This window comes from Serratia sp. D1N4, from assembly GCF_054552755.1.
The window spans coordinates 4,909,454-4,932,193 of sequence record NZ_CM137274.1; the positions used below are offsets into that span (position 1 = coordinate 4,909,454).

The 22,740-nt window shown below is 50.0% G+C and carries 19 protein-coding genes, 6 tRNA genes, 3 rRNA genes and 1 other RNA gene; 7 read left to right on the forward strand and 22 right to left on the reverse strand.

The features are described 5' to 3' along the window. Window positions 1-4: 4 nt before the first annotated feature. From nusG to ACX1CU_RS22005, 8 genes are all read right to left on the reverse strand, one after another. Complete coding sequence (gene nusG, locus ACX1CU_RS21970) at window positions 5-550, reverse strand: transcription termination/antitermination protein NusG (protein WP_459400327.1); 546 nt, start codon at window positions 548-550, stop codon at window positions 5-7. 1 nt (window position 551) lies between these two features. Continuing rightward, the gene (gene secE, locus ACX1CU_RS21975) at window positions 552-935 is read right to left on the reverse strand and encodes a preprotein translocase subunit SecE (protein WP_459400328.1); all 384 of its coding nucleotides are present in this window, start codon (window positions 933-935) and stop codon (window positions 552-554) included. 253 nt (window positions 936-1,188) lie between these two features. Continuing rightward, window positions 1,189-2,373, reverse strand: coding sequence for an elongation factor Tu (tuf, locus tag ACX1CU_RS21980; RefSeq protein ID WP_459400329.1), 1,185 nt, complete (start codon window positions 2,371-2,373; stop codon window positions 1,189-1,191). Between the two features lie 109 nt (window positions 2,374-2,482). Next, a tRNA-Thr gene (locus tag ACX1CU_RS21985) sits at window positions 2,483-2,558 on the reverse strand. A 6-nt stretch (window positions 2,559-2,564) separates the two neighbouring features. Next, window positions 2,565-2,639: transfer RNA gene (locus ACX1CU_RS21990), tRNA-Gly, on the reverse strand. A gap of 40 nt (window positions 2,640-2,679) precedes the next feature. Then, window positions 2,680-2,795: non-coding RNA, RtT sRNA (locus ACX1CU_RS21995), on the reverse strand. Window positions 2,796-2,840: 45 nt separating this feature from the next. Continuing rightward, window positions 2,841-2,925 (reverse strand) — tRNA-Tyr (locus tag ACX1CU_RS22000). A gap of 26 nt (window positions 2,926-2,951) precedes the next feature. Beyond that, window positions 2,952-3,027 (reverse strand) — tRNA-Thr (locus ACX1CU_RS22005). Window positions 3,028-3,578: 551 nt separating this feature from the next. On the opposite strand from ACX1CU_RS22005, the gene coaA reads away from it, so the two are divergent. Continuing rightward, window positions 3,579-4,529 carry a type I pantothenate kinase gene (gene coaA / locus ACX1CU_RS22010; protein ID WP_459400330.1) on the forward strand — a complete coding sequence of 317 codons (951 nt, stop codon included), beginning with the start codon at window positions 3,579-3,581 and terminating at the stop codon, window positions 4,527-4,529. Window positions 4,530-4,571: 42 nt separating this feature from the next. Here coaA and birA read toward each other — a convergent pair whose 3' ends face one another. The 7 genes from birA to ACX1CU_RS22045 form a co-directional block, all read right to left on the reverse strand. Continuing rightward, a complete protein-coding gene (gene birA, locus ACX1CU_RS22015) occupies window positions 4,572-5,534 on the reverse strand; it encodes a bifunctional biotin--[acetyl-CoA-carboxylase] ligase/biotin operon repressor BirA (protein ID WP_459400331.1) in 963 nt (320 codons plus the stop codon). Next, window positions 5,531-6,568, reverse strand: coding sequence for a UDP-N-acetylmuramate dehydrogenase (gene murB / locus ACX1CU_RS22020; protein WP_459400332.1), 1,038 nt, complete (start codon window positions 6,566-6,568; stop codon window positions 5,531-5,533). The genes birA and murB overlap by 4 nt, the downstream gene beginning before the upstream one ends. 414 nt (window positions 6,569-6,982) lie before the next feature. After that, a 5S ribosomal RNA gene (gene rrf, locus ACX1CU_RS22025) occupies window positions 6,983-7,098 on the reverse strand. 122 nt (window positions 7,099-7,220) lie between these two features. After that, window positions 7,221-10,129: ribosomal RNA gene (locus ACX1CU_RS22030) — 23S ribosomal RNA — on the reverse strand. A 224-nt stretch (window positions 10,130-10,353) separates the two neighbouring features. Beyond that, a tRNA-Ala gene (locus tag ACX1CU_RS22035) sits at window positions 10,354-10,429 on the reverse strand. A gap of 111 nt (window positions 10,430-10,540) precedes the next feature. Next, window positions 10,541-10,617: transfer RNA gene (locus ACX1CU_RS22040), tRNA-Ile, on the reverse strand. 75 nt (window positions 10,618-10,692) lie between these two features. Beyond that, window positions 10,693-12,235, reverse strand: a 16S ribosomal RNA gene (locus tag ACX1CU_RS22045). The 16S, 23S and 5S rRNA genes sit together here with 2 tRNA genes alongside, the layout of an rRNA operon. Before the next feature lie 527 nt (window positions 12,236-12,762). Between ACX1CU_RS22045 and ACX1CU_RS22050 the strand changes: the two genes are divergently transcribed. Next, window positions 12,763-13,305: a gamma carbonic anhydrase family protein gene (locus ACX1CU_RS22050; RefSeq protein ID WP_459400333.1), complete on the forward strand. Its 543-nt coding sequence runs from the start codon at window positions 12,763-12,765 to the stop codon at window positions 13,303-13,305. 47 nt (window positions 13,306-13,352) lie between these two features. On the opposite strand, the gene aroE is transcribed toward ACX1CU_RS22050, so the two are convergent. From aroE to dprA, 5 genes are read right to left on the reverse strand one after another with little or no spacing between them, the layout of a single operon-like run. Beyond that, the gene (gene aroE, locus ACX1CU_RS22055) at window positions 13,353-14,171 is read right to left on the reverse strand and encodes a shikimate dehydrogenase (RefSeq protein ID WP_459402882.1); all 819 of its coding nucleotides are present in this window, start codon (window positions 14,169-14,171) and stop codon (window positions 13,353-13,355) included. A gap of 11 nt (window positions 14,172-14,182) precedes the next feature. Next, window positions 14,183-14,752 (reverse strand): L-threonylcarbamoyladenylate synthase type 1 TsaC, encoded by a 570-nt coding sequence (tsaC, locus tag ACX1CU_RS22060; RefSeq protein WP_459400334.1) that lies wholly within the window; start codon window positions 14,750-14,752, stop codon window positions 14,183-14,185. 7 nt (window positions 14,753-14,759) lie between these two features. Next, window positions 14,760-15,305, reverse strand: a complete 546-nt coding sequence (locus tag ACX1CU_RS22065) for a DNA topoisomerase family protein (protein ID WP_459400335.1) — start codon at window positions 15,303-15,305, stop codon at window positions 14,760-14,762. A gap of 26 nt (window positions 15,306-15,331) precedes the next feature. Beyond that, window positions 15,332-15,805, reverse strand: coding sequence for a DUF494 family protein (locus tag ACX1CU_RS22070; protein ID WP_459400336.1), 474 nt, complete (start codon window positions 15,803-15,805; stop codon window positions 15,332-15,334). Further along, complete coding sequence (gene dprA, locus ACX1CU_RS22075) at window positions 15,777-16,898, reverse strand: DNA-protecting protein DprA (protein ID WP_459400337.1); 1,122 nt, start codon at window positions 16,896-16,898, stop codon at window positions 15,777-15,779. The genes ACX1CU_RS22070 and dprA overlap by 29 nt, the downstream gene beginning before the upstream one ends. 132 nt (window positions 16,899-17,030) lie before the next feature. Here dprA and def point away from each other — a divergent pair, with 132 nt between their 5' ends. From def to mscL, 5 genes are all read left to right on the forward strand, one after another. Continuing rightward, entirely contained in the window at window positions 17,031-17,540 is a 510-nt protein-coding gene (gene def, locus ACX1CU_RS22080; RefSeq protein ID WP_459400338.1) for a peptide deformylase, read from the forward strand. A gap of 17 nt (window positions 17,541-17,557) precedes the next feature. Then, on the forward strand, window positions 17,558-18,502 hold the full coding sequence (gene fmt / locus ACX1CU_RS22085; protein WP_459400339.1) for a methionyl-tRNA formyltransferase: 945 nt from the start codon (window positions 17,558-17,560) through the stop codon (window positions 18,500-18,502). Between the two features lie 72 nt (window positions 18,503-18,574). After that, entirely contained in the window at window positions 18,575-19,864 is a 1,290-nt protein-coding gene (gene rsmB / locus ACX1CU_RS22090; protein ID WP_459400340.1) for a 16S rRNA (cytosine(967)-C(5))-methyltransferase RsmB, read from the forward strand. Between the two features lie 70 nt (window positions 19,865-19,934). Further along, window positions 19,935-21,311: a Trk system potassium transporter TrkA gene (gene trkA / locus ACX1CU_RS22095; RefSeq protein WP_459400341.1), complete on the forward strand. Its 1,377-nt coding sequence runs from the start codon at window positions 19,935-19,937 to the stop codon at window positions 21,309-21,311. Between the two features lie 132 nt (window positions 21,312-21,443). Next, a complete protein-coding gene (mscL, locus tag ACX1CU_RS22100) occupies window positions 21,444-21,860 on the forward strand; it encodes a large-conductance mechanosensitive channel protein MscL (RefSeq protein WP_459400342.1) in 417 nt (138 codons plus the stop codon). Window positions 21,861-21,914: 54 nt separating this feature from the next. On the opposite strand, the gene ACX1CU_RS22105 is transcribed toward mscL, so the two are convergent. Both ACX1CU_RS22105 and zntR read right to left on the reverse strand, forming a co-directional pair. Next, window positions 21,915-22,121 (reverse strand): alternative ribosome-rescue factor A, encoded by a 207-nt coding sequence (locus ACX1CU_RS22105; RefSeq protein WP_459402883.1) that lies wholly within the window; start codon window positions 22,119-22,121, stop codon window positions 21,915-21,917. Between the two features lie 84 nt (window positions 22,122-22,205). After that, window positions 22,206-22,637, reverse strand: a complete 432-nt coding sequence (gene zntR, locus ACX1CU_RS22110) for a Zn(2+)-responsive transcriptional regulator (RefSeq protein ID WP_459400343.1) — start codon at window positions 22,635-22,637, stop codon at window positions 22,206-22,208. Window positions 22,638-22,740: the final 103 nt, after the last annotated feature.

Sequence of the window (22,740 nt, forward strand, 5' to 3'; positions counted from 1 at the left end):
TCAATCAGCCTTTTTCTACCTGGCTGAAGTCCAACTCTACCGGCGTTGCGCGGCCAAAGATGGAAACAGAAACCTTCAGGCGGCTTTTCTCATAGTCCACTTCTTCAACAACACCGTTGAAGTCAGCAAACGGACCATCGTTAACACGCACCAGTTCACCAGGTTCGAACAACGTTTTCGGACGTGGCTTATCACCCGCCTGCTGCAGACGGTTCATAATCGCATCCACTTCTTTGTCGCTGATAGGCGCAGGACGATCGGAAGTTCCACCGATGAAGCCCATAACACGAGGAACGCTACGCACCAAGTGCCAGCTTGCATCATTCATCACCATCTGGACCAATACATAACCAGGGAAGAATTTACGTTCACTCTTGCGACGCTGGCCACCACGGATTTCAACGACTTCTTCCGTAGGTACCATGACTTCGCCGAACAGCTCTTCCATATCCTGCAGTTTGATGTGTTCACGCAGCGATTGAGCTACGCGACCTTCAAAACCGGAAAACGCCTGAACGACGTACCAACGTTTTTTTGGGGCTTCAGACATTTTAGAACCTCAGGCCAGTAATAAACGATACCAGACGGACCAGAATACCATCCAGCCCCCACAGAATCAGTGACATCACGGCAGTTACCGCGGCAACGATCAACGTGGTATGTAACGTTTCCTGACGAGTTGGCCAAATCACTTTACGTACTTCAGTACGCGCTTCGCGCGCAAACGCAACGGTGGCTTTGCCCTTGGTAGTCATCAATGCCACTGCTCCAGCAACCACAATGATCAGTACAACTGCCAGCGCGCGCAATGGCAGGCTGAAATCACGGTAATAATAGTTACCGACAATAGCCATAACCAACAGAACGGCGACGATCAACCACTTAGTCACTTCAAGGCCGCGTCCGCTCCCTTGAGCCTCGGTATTCGCACTCATAAACCAACCTGTCACAATGATTCGAACAAATAACTTTGCCTCGCAACGCGAGGCAAACCAAACCGATCAGATGCTGCTGAGCAGCACTCGGTGTTTACGCTATGACGTATTTCAGTCAATACGGTTTAAGAGCCCATCTCACCAATGATTATGACCGCAAAATCGCTGATGAGATAGGTTCTAGTTCACAGCGTATAAAAAGGGCATCAAATGATGCCCTTTTACCGCAGGTCGCGTCAAATATTATCAGCGATTAGGCGATAACTTTGGCAACAACGCCCGCACCAACAGTACGGCCACCTTCACGGATTGCGAAACGCAAGCCGTCATCCATTGCGATTGGGTGGATCAGCGTGACTTTCATGTTCACGTTGTCACCTGGCATTACCATTTCTACGCCTTCTGGCAGTTCGATGGTACCGGTCACGTCAGTAGTACGGAAGTAGAACTGTGGACGGTAGCCTTTGAAGAATGGCGTATGACGACCGCCTTCTTCTTTGCTCAGGATATACACTTCTGAATCAAACTGAGTGTGCGGCTTGATAGAGCCTGGCTTAGCCAGAACCTGACCACGTTCGATATCTTCACGCTTGATACCACGCAGCAGAACACCCACGTTCTCGCCAGCACGGCCTTCGTCCAGCAGTTTGCGGAACATTTCAACGCCAGTACAGGTAGACTTAACGGTGTCTTTGATACCAACGATTTCAACTTCTTCGCCAACTTTAACGATACCGCGCTCAACACGACCCGTAACTACGGTACCACGACCGGAGATAGAGAATACATCTTCGATTGGCAGCAGGAACGGCTTGTCAATCGCACGCTCTGGTTCTGGGATATAAGAATCCAGGTAGCCAGCCAGCTCGATGATCTTCTCTTCCCACTCTGGCACACCGTTCAGCGCTTGCAGAGCTGAACCGCGAACCACTGGCAGATCATCACCAGGGAAGTCATAAGCAGACAGAAGCTCCCGCACTTCCATTTCTACCAGTTCTAGCAGCTCTTCATCATCAACCATGTCACATTTGTTCATGAACACGATGATGTAAGGAACGCCAACCTGACGACCCAACAGGATGTGCTCACGGGTCTGCGGCATTGGGCCGTCAGTCGCAGCAACAACCAGGATTGCGCCGTCCATCTGAGCAGCACCGGTGATCATGTTTTTCACATAGTCGGCGTGCCCTGGGCAGTCAACGTGCGCGTAGTGACGAGTCGGGGTATCGTACTCAACGTGAGAGGTGTTGATGGTGATACCACGAGCTTTTTCTTCTGGTGCGTTATCGATCTGGTCGAAAGCACGTGCGTTACCGCCGTAGGTTTTAGCCAGCACGGTGGTGATTGCTGCAGTCAGGGTAGTTTTACCATGGTCAACGTGGCCGATAGTACCGACGTTAACGTGCGGTTTTGTACGTTCAAACTTTTCTTTAGACATCGATTGTCCCTCTAAGACACGGATAAATCGGTGGTATCACCACATCAACCAAGCGTTTGCTTGTTGAATCCAGAACAGAAAGAAAATCAGGGGGCGAGAAATTAAGAAGTGGTGCTGATAGGCAGATTCGAACTGCCGACCTCACCCTTACCAAGGGTGCGCTCTACCAACTGAGCTATATCAGCACATCTTGGAGCGGGCAGTGGGAATCGAACCCACATCATCAGCTTGGAAGGCTGAGGTAATAGCCATTATACGATGCCCGCATCCTGGAACTCGGCTACCTGACTTTATCTGTAGAATTTTTAGGTGTGAGAAAAGGATTGTTCGTCGCTTAACTCTTCACCCTTCGTGCCAATATTCATACTGCTATCTGGCGCGAACTTTTCAGAAGGCTTTCACCTTCCCCGTGACAACGTCAATTACTATCTGTCATCCCGGTTTAATCCTGTTGTCAGGATTTAATTTGGTGGTGGGGGAAGGATTCGAACCTTCGAAGTCTGTGACGGCAGATTTACAGTCTGCTCCCTTTGGCCGCTCGGGAACCCCACCAGATTGTGTACTCTAATTATACTTGATGGTGCCGGCTACCGGAATCGAACTGGTGACCTACTGATTACAAGTCAGTTGCTCTACCAACTGAGCTAAGCCGGCATCAAGTGCAGCGCATTCTAGGTAGAGCTGACGGCCTATGCAACAAAAAATTTGCGTTCCGCGCACTATCGCTCACAAATCATTCGATTTTGCATGCCAGCTAGCAATTCACCGCTTTGGACGTACGCATATTCATCCATCGCGACCATCATTCTGTACAATTTTATTCATTTTTTGCAAGGGTTCCCCGGCGTTTCTTCATGCTGGGCATCGCATAACGAGCAATCTGACAAAAAATTGTGATCGGGATCGAGGCACTACATCAGGAAATAGCCGTCCATAGAACGTAAATACTCGTTTCATTCGCTGTATCTCACACCCTCGCAGTTGACCTGAGAGCGGTATCATCACCAGGAGATACCACTTTGCAACTTGCTATCAATCAACTGCGTGCCTGTTCGCACTATTGGCATAAACTCATGCTAATCGGTAACATTTGTGAAAAAAGTCTACGCCAAAAACGAAGCTGTCTATAATATGCAGCTTGTTTATTATCTGGAGTTGGCGTCCGGCGCCGTTCCCAACCTGCGTTAACAGGCAGAATTTGGCTTATGATAAAAAGAGAGCAATCTTTAGCAACGCCATATCTTCAGTTTGATCGTACCCAGTGGGCTGCATTGCGAAATTCAGTACCACTGACGTTGTCGGAAGAAGAGATTGTTAAACTGAAAGGGATTAACGAGGATCTCTCTTTGGAAGAGGTGGCACAGATCTATTTGCCGCTCTCACGACTGCTGAACTTCTACATCAGTTCTAACCTGCGTCGCCAAGCTGTGCTTGAACAATTCCTGGGCACGGATGGTCAACGCATCCCCTATGTCATTGGCATTGCTGGCAGTGTTGCCGTGGGTAAAAGTACGACAGCGCGTTTGTTACAGGCGTTATTGAGCCGTTGGCCTGAACATCGTAGCGTCGAGTTGATTACTACCGATGGCTTTCTGCATCCGAACAAGGTACTGAACGAACGCGGTTTGATGAAGAAAAAAGGATTTCCGCAATCCTACGATATGCACAGCCTGGTGAAGTTTGTTTCAGAAGTAAAATCGGGAGCCCGACGTGTCACTGCTCCGGTTTATTCTCATCTGATTTATGATGTTGTTCCAGAAGGCAATAAAGTTATTGAGCAGCCCGACATCCTGATTCTTGAAGGGTTGAATGTCCTGCAAAGTGGCATGGATTATCCGCACGATCCCCATCGCGTCTTTGTCTCGGATTTTGTTGACTTCTCAATATATGTCGATGCCCCAGAAGACTTATTGCAAACATGGTATATCAACCGTTTTCTGAAATTTCGACAGGGTGCGTTCTCCAATCCGGATTCTTATTTCCATAACTATGCGAAACTTCCAGAAACGGAAGCTATTCATATTGCCACTCAATTATGGAATGAGATTAATGGATTGAATTTACACCAAAATATACTTCCAACACGCGAGCGTGCCAGCTTGATCATGACTAAAAGTGCCAATCATGCTGTGGAAAGTGTACGGTTGCGGAAATAGCCAAAAAATAAGAGAGGCTGTAGCCTCTCTTATTTCACAGCATTACTCAGCACTGCGCAGAGATATCTCACCACCAATAAAGGGCCTAATTACGCCATCCTGTTCAAGTAATAGTGCTCCTTGCTGATCGATACCTCTAGCAATGCCAAAAATCTGCTGCTCACCAATTAAAAGCTTAACAGGCCGATCAATAAAGTTATCTAGTTGGCGCCAGCGAGAAATAAATGGTGGGAGTCCTTCGGTTTCGAATTGCATCAATGAATGACGTAACTCATTAAGTAAGGTGGCCGCCAATTCATTACGATCGATATTGATCCCTGTTTCTTGCAGATTAATCCACCGTTGATCGATCGTATTAGCATGTGTTTCACGCATCGCCATGTTAATACCAGCACCGAGTACCAATTGTGCCGCATCCCCAGTTTTACCTGTCAACTCAACGAGTATGCCAGCTAGCTTCCGATCGTTGAGATACAGATCGTTTGGCCATTTAACCCGTACTTGTTCTGCCCCTAAGCGTTGAAGCACTTCGGCCATCACAATACCAATGACCAAGCTAAGCCCCATTGCCGCCGCTGGCCCTTGTTCAAGACGCCAGAACATAGACAGATAGAGGTTAGCACCAAAAGGAGATACCCACTGTCTGCCACGCCGCCCACGGCCAGCCTGCTGGTATTCTGCGATACAGGCATCACCAGAGGTTAGATCCGTAATACGATCCAGTAAATACTGGTTCGTTGAATCGACAACCGGTAAAACAGTGACACGCTTATCTTCCAGCATGCCGAGGATACGTTCGGCATCCAGTAAATTCATCTCTCCTTGCAGGCTATAGCCTTTACCTGGCACGGTAAACACATCCAACCCCCACTCCCGGATAGTCTGAATGTGTTTGTTAATGGCAGCTCGGCTCATTCCCAGAAACTCACCCAAGTGCTCACCTGAGTGAAACTCCCCATCAGCTAGAAGCGAAATAATCTTAAGTGGTACTTTGGTATCTTTCATGACAGAACCTCGACCGCATCTAGCTCACCGGTTGCCCCAATAAAGCGTACTTCCGGTTCCAGCCAGACATCGAATTTCGCTGCCACCGTATTACGTACATGCCTTGCTAGTTCGACCACATCTCTGCTGCTGGCATTATCTGCATTCACTAAAACCAGCGCCTGCTGACGATGTACTGCAGCACCACCAATCTGATACCCCTTTAACGAGCACTGATCGATGAGCCAACCAGCGGCCAATTTCACTTGCCCATCCAACTGCGGGTAATGAGGCATCGTTGGATACTGGGTAAGCAGCATGCTGGCTTTTTCCGCGCTCACCTGCGGGTTTTTGAAGAAACTGCCTGCGTTACCCATTACTCGTGGGTCCGGCAGCTTACTACGCCGCATAGCGCATACCGAATCAAAGACTTGCTGTGGCGTGACTGTCTGTCGATCCAACTTGGTAAGATCACCGTAGTTCAGTAGTGGACTCCACAGCTTATTGAGTCGTAAACCGACACCTACAATGATGTAGCCGACTTTAAACTCATGTTTAAACACGCTTTCACGGTAACCAAACTCGCAGCGTTCGGGGCTCATGCGATCAATCTCGCCAGTCCTCAGATTCAGCAGATCGACATATTCGCAAACATGCTTCAGTTCCAAGCCATACGCGCCAATGTTTTGAATCGGTGCAGAGCCTACCAAACCAGGAATTAATGCTAGATTTTCCAATCCTGGTATCTCTTGCTCAAGAGTCTTACTTACCAGGTAGTGCCAATTCTCACCAGAACTGACATGAAGATGCCAAGCGTCATCCTCTTCTCTGACTTCGATACCTTTCAGGTTATTGATCATGACGGTACCGGCAAAATCCTCCAAGAACAGGACATTACTCCCTTCACCGATTACCAGTAGTGGCTCACGACGCTTTTGCGCTTTTTGCCAAGCCTTAATCATCATTTCAATTTTTTCAGCAATAACTAAATGCGCTGCGTTAACGGGGAGCGCGAAAGTATTGTGCTTTTTTAAAGAAGTGTTTTCAGTAGACATGACGTTAAATACTCTTACGTAGTAAATTGTCATCTAGTCTACTCGATTCAACGAATATGGCTATTATTTGTTTTTATTGAGTTGAATTTTCATCATTATTTAATGGGTTTTTTAAGATGGAATTAGAAAAGTATTTTAAGATCATATCGATACAAAACTCACCTTATCTATCTCAACTCTGTTCTCTACGTTATATAAAGTTAATAAATATTATCTATATGCATGGATATTAGGTTAAATGCTTAAAAATAAACTTCTTTAGGATATTTCAGATGAGAATCTTCGCTATATTTAACCATTAACAATGGCTGCTAGCAATAAACTGCAAATAGAAGACTTTATAACAAAGGGAGTTATGACGTAAACAAAACGCAAAAAGGCCATCCTTGCGGATGGCCTTCTGCTTTGTTTGATGCCTGGCAGTGTCCTACTCTCGCATGGGGAGACCCCACACTACCATCGGCGCTACGGCGTTTCACTTCTGAGTTCGGCATGGGGTCAGGTGGGACCACCGCGCTATTGCCGCCAGGCAAATTCTGTTTCATTCCAGGCCGTTACATGTCTCTGCACGTAACCACCAGAACCAATCTAAGAACTTCGCTGAAAATCAAAACTTATATTCTGTCTCTCACCAAAACACCTTCGGTGTTGTAAGGTTAAGCCTCACGGTTCATTAGTACTGGTTAGCTCAATGCATCGCTGCACTTACACACCCAGCCTATCAACGTCTTAGTCTTAAACGTTCCTTCAGGGGCCTTAAAGGCCCAGGGAAGACTCATCTCGAGGCAAGTTTCGCGCTTAGATGCTTTCAGCGCTTATCTTTTCCGCACTTAGCTACCGGGCAGTGCCATTGGCATGACAACCCGAACACCAGTGGTGCGTTCACTCCGGTCCTCTCGTACTAGGAGCAACCCCTCTCAATCTTCCAACGCCCACGGCAGATAGGGACCGAACTGTCTCACGACGTTCTAAACCCAGCTCGCGTACCACTTTAAATGGCGAACAGCCATACCCTTGGGACCTACTTCAGCCCCAGGATGTGATGAGCCGACATCGAGGTGCCAAACACCGCCGTCGATATGAACTCTTGGGCGGTATCAGCCTGTTATCCCCGGAGTACCTTTTATCCGTTGAGCGATGGCCCTTCCATTCAGAACCACCGGATCACTAAGACCTACTTTCGTACCTGCTCGAGCCGTCACTCTCGCAGTCAAGCTAGCTTATGCCTTTGCACTAACCTCACGATGTCCGACCGTGATTAGCTAACCTTCGTGCTCCTCCGTTACTCTTTGGGAGGAGACCGCCCCAGTCAAACTACCCACCAGACACTGTCCTCACCCCGGATCACGGGGCCGAGTTAGAACATCAAACATTAAAGGGTGGTATTTCAAGGTTGGCTCCATGCAGACTGGCGTCCACACTTCGATGCCTCCCACCTATCCTACACATCAAGGCTCAATGTTCAGTGTCAAGCTATAGTAAAGGTTCACGGGGTCTTTCCGTCTTGCCGCGGGTACACTGCATCTTCACAGCGAGTTCAATTTCACTGAGTCTCGGGTGGAGACAGCCTGGCCATCATTACGCCATTCGTGCAGGTCGGAACTTACCCGACAAGGAATTTCGCTACCTTAGGACCGTTATAGTTACGGCCGCCGTTTACTGGGGCTTCGATCAAGAGCTTCGCGTTGCCGCTAACCCCATCAATTAACCTTCCAGCACCGGGCAGGCGTCACACCGTATACGTCCACTTTCGTGTTTGCACAGTGCTGTGTTTTTATTAAACAGTTGCAGCCAGCTGGTATCTGCGACTGGCTTCAGCTCCGAGAGCAAGTCTCTTCACCTACGCGCCAGCGTGCCTTCTCCCGAAGTTACGGCACCATTTTGCCTAGTTCCTTCACCCGAGTTCTCTCAAGCGCCTGGGTATTCTCTACCTGACCACCTGTGTCGGTTTGGGGTACGATTCTGTGTTACCTGGAGCTTAGAGGCTTTTCCTGGAAGCTTGGCATCAACCACTTCTGCACCGTAGTGCATCGTCATCACGCCTCAGGGTTAGATAAGAGAACGGATTTACCAATTCTCTCCCCCTACACGCTTAAACCGGGACAACCGTCGCCCGGCTAGCCTAGCCTTCTCCGTCCCCCCTTCGCAGTAACACCGAGTACGGGAATATTAACCCGTTTCCCATCGACTACGCCTTTCGGCCTCGCCTTAGGGGTCGACTCACCCTGCCCCGATTAACGTTGGACAGGAACCCTTGGTCTTCCGGCGAGCGGGTTTTTCACCCGCTTTATCGTTACTTATGTCAGCATTCGCACTTCTGATACCTCCAGCAGCCCTCACAGACCACCTTCAACGGCTTACAGAACGCTCCCCTACCCAACAACGCCTAAGCGTCGCTGCCGCAGCTTCGGTGCATGGTTTAGCCCCGTTACATCTTCCGCGCAGGCCGACTCGACCAGTGAGCTATTACGCTTTCTTTAAATGATGGCTGCTTCTAAGCCAACATCCTGGCTGTCTATGCCTTCCCACATCGTTTCCCACTTAACCATGACTTTGGGACCTTAGCTGGCGGTCTGGGTTGTTTCCCTCTTCACGACGGACGTTAGCACCCGCCGTGTGTCTCCCGTGATAACATTCTTCGGTATTCGGAGTTTGCATCGGGTTGGTAAGCCGGGATGGCCCCCTAGCCGAAACAGTGCTCTACCCCCGAAGATGAGTTCACGAGGCGCTACCTAAATAGCTTTCGGGGAGAACCAGCTATCTCCCGGTTTGATTGGCCTTTCACCCCCAGCCACAAGTCATCCGCTAATTTTTCAACATTAGTCGGTTCGGTCCTCCAGTTAGTGTTACCCAACCTTCAACCTGCCCATGGCTAGATCACCGGGTTTCGGGTCTATACCTTGCAACTAGACGCCCAGTTAAGACTCGGTTTCCCTACGGCTCCCCTATTCGGTTAACCTTGCTACAAAATATAAGTCGCTGACCCATTATACAAAAGGTACGCAGTCACCCAACTAGTAGGCTCCCACTGCTTGTACGTACACGGTTTCAGGTTCTATTTCACTCCCCTCGCCGGGGTTCTTTTCGCCTTTCCCTCACGGTACTGGTTCACTATCGGTCAGTCAGGAGTATTTAGCCTTGGAGGATGGTCCCCCCATATTCAGACAGGATGTCACGTGTCCCGCCCTACTCATCGAACTCACAATGCATGCATTTTAGTGTACGGGGCTATCACCCTTTACTGCGCGACTTTCCAGACGCTTCCACTAACACACCCACTGATTCAGGTTCTGGGCTCTTCCCCGTTCGCTCGCCGCTACTGGGGGAATCTCGGTTGATTTCTTTTCCTCGGGGTACTTAGATGTTTCAGTTCCCCCGGTTCGCCTCGTATGGCTATGTATTCACCATACGATAGTGCAACGAATTGCACTGGGTTTCCCCATTCGGGTATTGCCGGTTGTAACGCTTCATATCAGCTTACCGACACTTTTCGCAGATTAGCACGCCCTTCATCGCCTCTGACTGCCTAGGCATCCACCGTGTACGCTTAGTCACTTAACCTCACAACCCGAAGGTGTTTCCTGTAAACAGAAAACAACAGTCGTGCTGTAAACAATTGAGAGACTCTCTGACAGGTTAGTCCTTACCCCAATAACGCTACGGAGGGATAAGTTTCAGCTGTCAGGTTTCAATTTTCAGCTTGTTCCAGATTGTTAAAGAGCAAAATACTTCGCAGCATACTGTTGCCAGTACACTCTGAAGTATTATCAAGGACTATATGGATATGGTGGAGCTAAGCGGGATCGAACCGCTGACCTCCTGCGTGCAAGGCAGGCGCTCTCCCAGCTGAGCTATAGCCCCATACAGTCACTGGCAGAAATCTTTATTACCACTCGCGGCGAATTACAGCCTTTCCCTTTCAGGAAACCTGTTCATCCGTGCTCAGCCCATAATGCAGCATAAGTGCGAATTTGGTAGGCCTGAGTGGACTTGAACCACCGACCTCACCCTTATCAGGGGTGCGCTCTAACCACCTGAGCTACAAGCCTATAAAGATTTTTCTGCTCGTTACTTTTTCATCAGACAATCTGTTGTGAGCACTCACTCGATGCAATATCGTTAGGTAAGGAGGTGATCCAACCGCAGGTTCCCCTACGGTTACCTTGTTACGACTTCACCCCAGTCATGAATCACAAAGTGGTAAGCGCCCTCCCGAAGGTTAAGCTACCTACTTCTTTTGCAACCCACTCCCATGGTGTGACGGGCGGTGTGTACAAGGCCCGGGAACGTATTCACCGTAGCATTCTGATCTACGATTACTAGCGATTCCGACTTCATGGAGTCGAGTTGCAGACTCCAATCCGGACTACGACATACTTTATGAGGTCCGCTGGCTCTCGCGAGTTTGCTTCTCTTTGTATATGCCATTGTAGCACGTGTGTAGCCCTACTCGTAAGGGCCATGATGACTTGACGTCATCCCCACCTTCCTCCGGTTTATCACCGGCAGTCTCCTTTGAGTTCCCACCATTACGTGCTGGCAACAAAGGATAAGGGTTGCGCTCGTTGCGGGACTTAACCCAACATTTCACAACACGAGCTGACGACAGCCATGCAGCACCTGTCTCACGGTTCCCGAAGGCACCAAGGTATCTCTACCAAGTTCCGTGGATGTCAAGAGTAGGTAAGGTTCTTCGCGTTGCATCGAATTAAACCACATGCTCCACCGCTTGTGCGGGCCCCCGTCAATTCATTTGAGTTTTAACCTTGCGGCCGTACTCCCCAGGCGGTCGACTTAACGCGTTAGCTCCGGAAGCCACGCCTCAAGGGCACAACCTCCAAGTCGACATCGTTTACAGCGTGGACTACCAGGGTATCTAATCCTGTTTGCTCCCCACGCTTTCGCACCTGAGCGTCAGTCTTTGTCCAGGGGGCCGCCTTCGCCACCGGTATTCCTCCAGATCTCTACGCATTTCACCGCTACACCTGGAATTCTACCCCCCTCTACAAGACTCTAGCTTGCCAGTTTCAAATGCAGTTCCCACGTTAAGCGCGGGGATTTCACATCTGACTTAACAAACCGCCTGCGTGCGCTTTACGCCCAGTAATTCCGATTAACGCTTGCACCCTCCGTATTACCGCGGCTGCTGGCACGGAGTTAGCCGGTGCTTCTTCTGCGAGTAACGTCAATCAATCGCGCTATTAACACGACTGCCTTCCTCCTCGCTGAAAGTGCTTTACAACCCGAAGGCCTTCTTCACACACGCGGCATGGCTGCATCAGGCTTGCGCCCATTGTGCAATATTCCCCACTGCTGCCTCCCGTAGGAGTCTGGACCGTGTCTCAGTTCCAGTGTGGCTGGTCATCCTCTCAGACCAGCTAGGGATCGTCGCCTAGGTGAGCCATTACCTCACCTACTAGCTAATCCCATCTGGGCACATCCGATGGTGTGAGGCCCGAAGGTCCCCCACTTTGGTCCGAAGACGTTATGCGGTATTAGCTACCGTTTCCAGTAGTTATCCCCCTCCATCGGGCAGTTTCCCAGACATTACTCACCCGTCCGCCGCTCGCCGGCAAAGTAGCAAGCTACTTTCCGCTGCCGCTCGACTTGCATGTGTTAGGCCTGCCGCCAGCGTTCAATCTGAGCCATGATCAAACTCTTCAATTAAAAGTTCGATTTGCTTTAACAAGTAAAGCGATGCTCAAAGATTACTTTCTGCAAATGCATTGCCCTTGCGGGTCAATGTATACTGCTTTGGTCACTCTTCAAGACTTGATATTTTTTTGCCACCGAGGTGGCTGGATATCGTCTTGTGAGTGCCCACACAGATTGTCTGATAAATTGTTAAAGAGCAGTGAGTTACGCGCTTTCGCTTGCTAACTCGAGGTGGCGTATATTACGCTTTCCTCTTTCAGAGTCAACCTTAATTTTCAGGTTTTTTCTCTGCGACCCCCGGAGACTCTGTGAAGTTATTCACATGTTCCGTGTCGATGGAGGCGCATTATAGGGATCCTCGTTTTTTCCACAAGCCCTTTTTAGATCTTTTATAACCGACTGCGTACTTTTCAGCCCTTTCGCGTGGATCTTATCCGATCCGGGCTGTTTTCCACGGGATCCGGCATGTTGACTGGTTGTAATTCCACCGTCAGCGTCTAGTATTGCCGGTAAATATGATCCTGACGTGAGGCTATACCATGTCCGATGCAGTACGTTCTTATCTTCATTACTCCCCCCAGATTGGCCAGCGCGTCATGATCGATCCTTCCAGCGTTGTGATCGGTAACGTTGAACTGGCCGATGACGTCAGTATCTGGCCACTGGTTTCCATCCGAGGAGATGTTAATGCCGTGAGGATCGGTGCTCGCAGCAACATCCAGGATGGTAGCGTCCTGCATGTGACACATCAATCCGACTACAATCCAGCAGGTTATCCCCTATTGATTGGTGAAGATGTCACCGTCGGGCATAAAGCCATGCTGCACGGCTGTGTCATCGGCAACCGGGTTTTGGTAGGGATGGGTTCGATCCTGCTGGACGGTGCGGTAATAGAAGATGATGTAATGATTGGCGCAGGCAGTTTGGTTGCCCCGGGCAAACGCCTAGAAACTGGCTATCTATATATGGGCAGCCCGGCGCGTCAGGTGAGACCATTAACGCAGGCTGAACGGGAAGGGTTAGTCTACTCGTCCAACAACTATGTACGCTGGAAAGACGAATACCTTTCCAAAGATATCTAATCCAATATTGAACGCCCCGCTCCAATTCACTGTAGCGGGGCTATTGTTCAAACAGCCATTTCTTTGCGCAGCGTTAACAGCACTGGCTCGATCTCCGGCATAACGCCATGCCATAACAGGAAAGCATGTGCTGCCTGCCCCACCAGCATCCCCAAGCCATCGGCATAACGTTTCACCCCCTGTTTCTTTGCCCAGGCAAGAAATGGTGTGCTTCCTTGCTGATAGAACATGTCGTAACAACGGGTTGTGCTATTCACAATACTTGCTGGCAGCGCCGGGATCTCACCACTGATCCCTGAAGCGGTTGCATTGATCACTAAGTCAAAGTGTGGTTGATCGAGTTGATCCATCGGTAATGATGTGATCTCACCCAAATGCTGAAAGAGCGTCACCAACTCTTGTGCGCGGCTAGGGGTACGGTTGGTAAGCACTACTCGACAGCCAAAAGAGAGTAATGGCAGGATAACTCCCCGTGCAGCACCACCCGCCCCCACCAGCAGAATACGATCGCCGGGCTGGATCAGTTGTTGACGTTCAAGATCGGTCAACAGGCCAATACCATCGGTGTTATCACCTAACAAACGGCCATCCGGCAATACCTTGAGCGTATTCACTGCACCCGCGATTGCCGCCCTGTCACTTAACTCACTTGATGCTTCATAGGCACGCTCTTTAAAAGGGACGGTGACATTGGCTCCCTTTCCCCCCTCAATAATAAACTGCTGTAACACTGACTCAAATCCATCCAACGGTGCCAGCACGGACCCATAGGGATGATCTATCTGGGTTTGTTCGGCAAACAGCGCATGAATACGGGGGGATTTGCTATGAGCAATGGGATTACCGAATACCGCGAACTTCTCCATTAACATGACCTCTATCCCTGACGGATTTGCTCACCCGTCAAAGCATCTCTGATTTCAGAAGGATTCAGGCGCCCACCAACGTGACCAGCCAGCACCGGGAAAGATTCGCCAAACTGCAGCTTCACTTCTGCAACAGTACGGCACGGCTCCTGGCCGCTTAAATTAGCGCTGGTTGAGACCAACGGCTTACCAAACTGACGACAGAGTTGCTGCACCAAGGGATGATCGCTAACGCGAACCGCCAGCGAACTGAAGCGGCCGGTCAGTAATCGCGACGTTTGCTGCTTGGCTGGGATCACCCAAGTCACCGGGCCAGGCCAACTGGCAAAAATCGTCGCACGTTGCTGTTCACTCAATGCGTTGTCATCGATATAAGGCGTTAACTGCGAATAATCAGCAGCAACCAGGATCAAGCCCTTTTCCCATGGGCGCTGTTTTAATGCCAGCAACTCACTGACTGCCAGTTCACTGTCTGGATCGCATCCGAGACCGAATACGGCTTCGGTTGGGTAAGCAATAACCTGCTGATTTTTCAATGCTTCTATGATAGATGCGAATGCGGAAGTTTGTTCTGAGCTCATGGCGTGATTATTCTGTGGTAACGACGGGTTTTCCGCACAATTTACTGGCGCAAAAGAGGGTTGGGCCTTTTGCCGTACGCTTTTCCATCAGCAACGGATAGTGGCAAAAGGCACACTCACCGGCGATAGGCTTAAAGTTGAGGGCGAATTGGCAGGCCGGATAGCGATCGCAAGAGTGGAACACCTTGCCATAGCGTGATTTGCGCTGCAGCAATTTACCTTGGCCGCATTGTGGACAGGCAATGCTGGTCTCGTCCGGTTTATCGATCGCTTCGGTGTGATCGCACTCAGGATAGTGCTCACAACCAACGAACATGCCATAACGCCCCTGGCGTAGCACCAGCGTCGCCTGACATTTTGGGCACGCCTGCCCTTCCAGAACCTTGACAACATGGCCGTCGGCCTGCGCTTTCAACGGCCGAATATATTGGCATTCAGGATATTGGGAACAACCAAGAAAGGGGCCGTGGCGACCACTACGGATCACCAATTCGGCCCCGCATTCCGGACAGGGTTCATTTTGCCTGGTGGCAAAAATCGCTGGTTTTGTCATAACTTCTTTCTATGCTTGTTATCGGCTCAGTGCAGATAACCTTCGTTGACTTCAAATAACAGTTCTTCCATTTGCTGATAAGCGCTCTCATATCCGGGGATATTAAACAGCACCATCAACACCACCCATTTCAGATCTTCGAGATCAAAGTCCGTGTTATCCAAAGCCATAACACGATCGATGACCATTTCACGGGTCTCGAGGTTCAATACTTGAATCTGTTCTAAAAACAAGAGGAAACCACGGCAACTGGCATCCAAACGCACACTTTCTTCTTCGGTGTAGATCCGCATTGCCAGCGGATCGGCATCCATAAAGTAAGGCGCATTCTCACCTTCCTGGAGGTCTGCAAGCTTCTCAAGCCAATTCAATGCGTTGTAGATATCATCCCGATCGAATCCTGCTTCGGCAAGATCGGCGGTCAAGGTATCCTGATCAACTGACATCTCTGGCTCATTGTGGATATACGTTTCAAACAAGTACATGAGTACGTCGAACATGGCCTGCCCTCCTTAATCGGACATAGCCGCCGGGTACAGCTGCGATCCACCCTGCTAACTCCAGATCGAGTAACTTGATTACCACCTCTGGCACAGGTTGGCCGGCACGTTCAGCGACGACGTCAACAGGTGTCACCTCATCTCCTACGTTAGCCAACACATCGGCAAATGGCAATTCAACTTGGGCCTCAGATGCAGAAATAGTTGTATTTTCGTTCACGGACAACCAATGCAGACCACTTCCCAGTTGCTCAGCGATATCTTTCGGACCAGTAACCAGGCTGGCCCCCTGCTGAATCAACCAGTGTGTTCCCTCACTCATCGGGTTACCCAACGCTCCCGGCAGAGCGAAGACTTCACGCCCCTGATCCAACGCACAACGTGCGGTAATCAGTGAACCGCTGCGCAATGAAGCTTCAATGACCACCACCCCCATGCTCAAACCACTGATAATTCGGTTACGACGGGGAAAATGGTCGGCCAGAGGTAAATCCGTAGCCAGATGTTCAGAAACCACCGCACCGCCCTGCTCAACAATTTGTTCAGCAAGATGCCGGTGGCGGCGCGGATAGATATTGGCTAGGCCACTGCCCAGCACGGCAATTGTCACCCCGTGGGCAGCCAAGGCTGCACGGTGACAAATACCGTCAATGCCGATGGCTAACCCACTGGTGACGGCAAAGCCACAATGTACCAGCCCGGTGGCAAAGTGATTCCCCCAATGCTCGCCATAGTGACTGAACTGGCGGCTGCCCACCATGGCGATTTGCGGTAACTGTAGGGCTGTGGGATTTCCTTTCACCATCAGCAATAGCGGCGCATCAGCAATATGTGTCAAAAGCTCAGGGAAACCGGGCTCACCGTAAATCATCATCTGATTTCCTGCCTGTTCTAACCATTTGAGCGTTGTCTGCAGATAATGCGCGGGAACATGACGGAATTGCTCCTGTTGTTTATTATTCAAACCCAGCGGCTTTAATAGCGGGTAAGGATCGCTACCTTCTGCGATCAACTGAACGATAACTTGGCTGGCTTGCTGCGCACTTATCCCCGTCACAGCATGCATACGTAGAGCGATTTCCTCTGGCTGCATCGCGCATTCCCTCGCTGAAAATGTGGTATTGCCCATGGGTGCAATTGGTCAACGATGCTGTCAATCAGGCCAGGAAATGTCTAGAATAGAAGCTAACTCACTTTTATCACTCGGATACAGATCTAAAGATATATGTCAGTCTTGCAAGTATTACATTTCCCAGACGAGCGGCTGCGCAAAGTTGCAACCCCGGTAAAAGAATTCAATGCAGATATCCAGCGCATCGTGGATGATATGTTTGAAACCATGTACGCAGAGGATGGCATTGGCCTCGCTGCTACACAGGTGGATATCCATCAGCGCATTATCGTCATTGATATTTCTGAGAACCGCGACGAACCGCTGGTGCTGATCAACCCGGAACTGCTGGAAAAACACGGCGAAACCGGTATCGAAGAAGGTTGTCTTTCTGTGCCTGAGCATCGCGCTCTGGTGCCACGTGCTGAGAAAGTAAAGGTTCGCGCACTTGACCGCCAAGGACAATCTTTTGAGCTCGAAGCCGATGAACTGCTGGCTATTTGTATCCAGCATGAAATGGATCATCTGGTCGGTAAGCTGTTTGTCGATTACCTTTCTCCGCTTAAACGCCAGCGTATCCGTCAGAAACTGGAAAAAATGGCCAAGCTTAACGCCCGTGCCTAACCGATCAGGAAACTAACGTGTCTGACTCTTTACGGATTATTTTCGCCGGAACTCCAGACTTCGCAGCGCGTCACCTCGACGCGCTGCTGTCATCTGAGCACCAAATTGTTGGCGTTTTCACTCAGCCCGATCGCCCAGCTGGCCGTGGTAACAAATTGACGCCAAGCCCGGTTAAAGTGTTGGCAGAACAGCATCAGATCCCGGTGTTTCAGCCTAAATCACTGCGCCCGGAAGAGAATCAGCACCTGGTTGCCGATCTCAACGCCGATATCATGGTGGTGGTTGCTTATGGCTTGATCCTGCCGAAGGCCGTTCTGGAGATGCCGCGCTTGGGTTGCATCAATGTTCACGGCTCCCTGCTTCCACGCTGGCGCGGCGCGGCACCGATCCAACGTGCTTTGTGGGCTGGTGACCGTGAAACTGGCGTAACGATCATGCAGATGGATGTTGGTCTTGATACCGGTGATATGATGCACAAGATCAGTTGCCCAATCGAAACCACTGATACCAGCGCCAGCCTGTACAACAAGTTAGCGGAACTGGGGCCACAGGGGTTGCTGGCAACGCTGCAACAATTGGCTTCCGGTACGGCGAAGCGTGAGGTACAAAATGAAACGCTGGTCACCTACGCTGAAAAGCTGAGCAAGGAAGAAGCACGACTAGATTGGAGCCTTTCAGCGGCGCAACTGGAACGTTGTATCCGTGCTTTCAATCCATGGCCAGTCAGCTATTTCACCATCGAAGACCAACCGGTGAAAGTCTGGCAAGCGACGGTTTTGGCCGAAACATCTGGCGCACAGCCAGGCACTATCGTTCATGCCGACAAACAGGGGATTCAAGTTGCCACCGCTGACGGTATTCTGAACCTGACACAATTGCAGCCAGCAGGTAAAAAACCGATGTCGGCACAGGATTTATTAAATTCACGCCGCGAATGGTTCATGCCGGGTAACCGGTTATAAAAGACACCCCTTGCCCGGTTACCATTACCGGGCTGTTTCTCTCTTAACGCCGATTATTATCAGCTTCAGCCTATGAAAAATAATTACAATCTCCGCAGCCATGCAGCCAAAGCCATCGGCCAGGTACTGGATCAGGGGCAGTCACTCAGCACTATTCTGCCAGCATTACAAAAGAACATTTCCGACAAGGATCGTGCATTGTTGCAGGAGCTTTGTTTCGGCACGTTGCGAGTGCTACCGCAGCTTGAATGGTGCATTCAGCAATTAATGGCCAAACCAATGACTGGCAAGCAGCGTACGCTGCATTACCTACTGATGGTGGGTCTGTATCAATTACTCTATACCCGCATTCCACCGCATGCTGTACTGGCTGAAACCGTAGAAGGTGCAGTTGCCCTGAAGCGCCCGCAATTGAAAGGCTTGATCAATGGCGTCCTGCGTCAATTCCAACGCCAGCAAGAAGAACTGCTGCAACGCGCCGCCAATAACGAAAGCCGCCACTTGCACCCAAGCTGGCTGCTCAAGCGTATCAAACAGGCTTATCCTGCCAACTGGGAACAGATCGTTGATGCCAATAATCAGAAACCCCCAATGTGGCTACGTGTTAATCGTCTGCATCATAGCCGTGATGAATACCTGCAATTAATGCAGCAGGCTGGCATCGCCGCTGAGCCACATAGGGAATATCGCGACGCGGTACGTTTGCTGGCCCCTTGCGGCGTGACGGATCTGCCGGGTTTTGCTGACGGCTGGGTCACCGTACAGGATGCTTCCGCTCAGGGCTGTGTCGATCTGTTGGATCCGCAGGACGGCGAACAGATCCTCGATCTGTGCGCGGCACCCGGTGGTAAAACCACCCACATTCTGGAGGCTGCGCCGAAAGCCCATGTGATGGCCGTCGATATCGATGAACAACGTCTGGCCCGGGTAAAAGAAAACCTGCAACGCTTGCGTCTTCATGCTGAAGTAAAAGTAGGCGATGGCCGAACACCGGCGGAATGGTGCGGCGATAAGCAGTTCGACCGTATTTTGTTGGATGCCCCCTGTTCCGCTACCGGCGTCATTCGCCGCCACCCGGATATCAAATGGTTACGCCGGGACAGCGACATCGCTGAGTTAGCCAGCCTACAGAGCGAAATTCTGGAAGCCATCTGGCCGCATTTAAAATCAGGCGGCGTGATGGTATATGCCACTTGTTCCATTCTGCCGCAGGAGAACAGTGAACAAATAGCCGCTTTCCTGCAGCGCCATAGCGACGCTAATTTGGCAGAAACGGGTGATAATCAATCACCAGGCAGGCAAAATCTTCCTCATCCTGAGGATGGTGATGGTTTCTTTTACGCTAAGCTGATTAAAATGTAACTATCAGGGCGCACCTCAGTGCGCCTACAAATAGCGGCCACGGCCGTTGCAGTGTGAAGCAGAGAACCCGATGAAAATAATTATTCTTGGCGCTGGTCAGGTCGGCGGGACACTGGCAGAAAACCTGGTTGGTGAAAACAACGATATCACCGTAGTCGATACCGACTCTGGGCGTTTACGCCAGCTACAGGATAAATTCGACCTGCGCGTCGTTCAGGGGCATGGCTCCCATCCGCGCGTATTGCGCGAAGCCGGGGCAGAAGATGCCGACATGCTGGTCGCTGTCACCAATTCTGACGAAACCAATATGGTTGCCTGCCAGATCGCCTATTCCCTATTTAATACCCCAAACCGCATCGCACGTATCCGTGCACCGGAATATATTCGTGAGTCCGAGAAATTATTCCATCCAGAAGCGGTTCCGATCGACCATCTGATCTCGCCGGAACAGTTGGTTATCGATTACATTTATAAACTGATTGAATACCCTGGCGCATTGCAGGTGGTGAATTTCGCCGCCGGTAAAGTCAGCATCGCCGCAGTGAAAGCCTATTACGGTGGCCCACTGGTGGGTAATGCTCTATCTTCCATGCGCGAGCATATGCCGCACATTGATACTCGCGTAGCCGCCATCTTCCGTCAGGATCGACCGATACGCCCGCAAGGTTCAACCATCATCGAAGCCGGTGATGAAGTGTTCTTTGTGGCCGCTTCTCAGCATATCCGCGCAGTAATGAGTGAGTTACAGCGGCTGGAAAAACCCTATAAGCGCATCATGATTGTTGGCGGGGGTAATGTGGGAGCAGGGTTGGCGCAGCGGTTGGAAAAATCATACAACGTGAAGCTGATTGAACGTAATCAACAGCGTGCCGCTGAGTTGGCAGAGCACCTGCACGATACTATTGTGTTTTACGGCGATGCTTCCGATCAGGAACTGCTTGCCGAAGAACATGTGGACCAGGTAGACGTATTTATCGCCATCACCAATGACGATGAAGCTAATATCATGTCTGCCATGCTAGCCAAGCGCATGGGGGCCAAAAAAGTCATGGTGCTGATCCAGCGCCGTGCCTATGTCGATTTAGTACAGGGCAGCGTGATTGATATTGCTATTTCACCGCAGCAGGCGACGATTTCAGCATTGCTAGGGCACGTGCGTAAAGCCGATATTGTCAGCGTTTCCTCGCTACGCCGTGGAGTTGCAGAAGCCATCGAAGCCATTGCTCACGGAGATGAAAGCACCTCTAAAGTGGTTGGTCGTACGGTAGAAGAGATTAAACTACCACCAGGAACCACTATTGGCGCTATTGTGCGTGGGGATGATGTCATCATTGCCAATGGCAATAGCAAAATTCAGCAAGGCGACCACATAATCATGTTTATTACCGATAAGAAATTCGTGCCGGACGTTGAACGTCTGTTCCAACCAAGCCCGTTCTTCCTATAGAAACATTGATTATGTGAATGGGCTTCCCCGCTGTGTGCTGGCGTGGGAAAACCAAAAACTTTTCTATACTCATCGTGGCGAAAGGAAATCGCTTTGTTAAACTTGGATCATTAGTTTTTAAGGAGTGTTTTTATGGGTATTTTGAAAGAGTTTCGCGAGTTTGCCATGCGTGGCAATGTGGTCGACTTGGCGGTGGGTGTCATTATCGGTGCCGCATTTGGCAGAATTGTTTCTTCACTGGTTTCCGATATTATCATGCCACCTTTAGGCATGCTGCTCGGGGGCGTCGATTTCAAACAATTCCATCTGGTATTGCGCGAAGCTGAGGGTAATATCCCCGCCGTTGTCATGAATTATGGTTCGTTTCTGCAGAATATTTTTGACTTTATCATTGTTGCCTTCGCGATCTTTATGGCCATCAAATTAATGAACAAAATGCGCCGTAAAGAAGTAGAAGAACCGGCAGCTCCGCCAGCGCCTACAGCTGAAGAGAAATTGCTGACGGAAATCCGTGATTTACTGAGTCAACAGCAGCAACACAAGCAATAGACCAAGCCATGCACTGCGAAAAAGGCCACCTTATCCTGGTGGCTTTTTTATGCCTCAAAACCAGAAAGCCAGTGGTAAGTTGTTATTGGATAACTTACCACTGGCCTCCCAGCTACCACCTTTCGCATGTTTATCTTTACGCCGGTAACTGCCTTTCCCTTTGATATTCTTTTCTACTCGCTGACGGAACAGCGGGTCATGTAACAATGCCTCAATGGCGTTTTCCTGTATTTGGCCTTTAGTGTGCCGATATTTAGTCATCATAGTATTCCTTGTAAATCGCATGGACTTAAAACGGGCTGATGATACTGCTGCACAAGTAAAAATTAAAGTACCGCGAAGCATTCAGCCTGATTTTTTACTCTTCTCTTCACTCGCGCCTTGCTCCAAAGCCTCCAGAATAGAGCAGTAGTTCGTGGTGTGAGCACTACCGCAGCAAGCATCACTGAGCCTTTTGAGTGACTCACGCATTCTGGTCAGCTCCGTAAGCTTATTCTCTACTTCGAGTAACCTAGCATCAACGATGGATTTAGATTCTTTGCAGGTATGATGTTCTGGATCTACACGGATCGACAATAATTCCGCAATGGTTTCCAATGTGAAACCCAATTGCTTGGCATAGCGGATAAAGCGTAAGCGCTGCAGATCCTGATCGCTGTACAAACGATAGCCACCCTCGGTACGAACATTATGGTCCATCATGCCTTGCTTCTCATAATAGCGGACAGTATCTGGTGTAACGCCCGCGAGCTTTGCCAGTTGGCCGATTTTAAACATCTCTACTCCTCGGGGTTTTTAACCCACGGCGTTTGGTATTCCAGCTCAGACATCGAACCACCACATAGCAAGAGTCCTCAGTCCCAATTAACCTGATTGATAG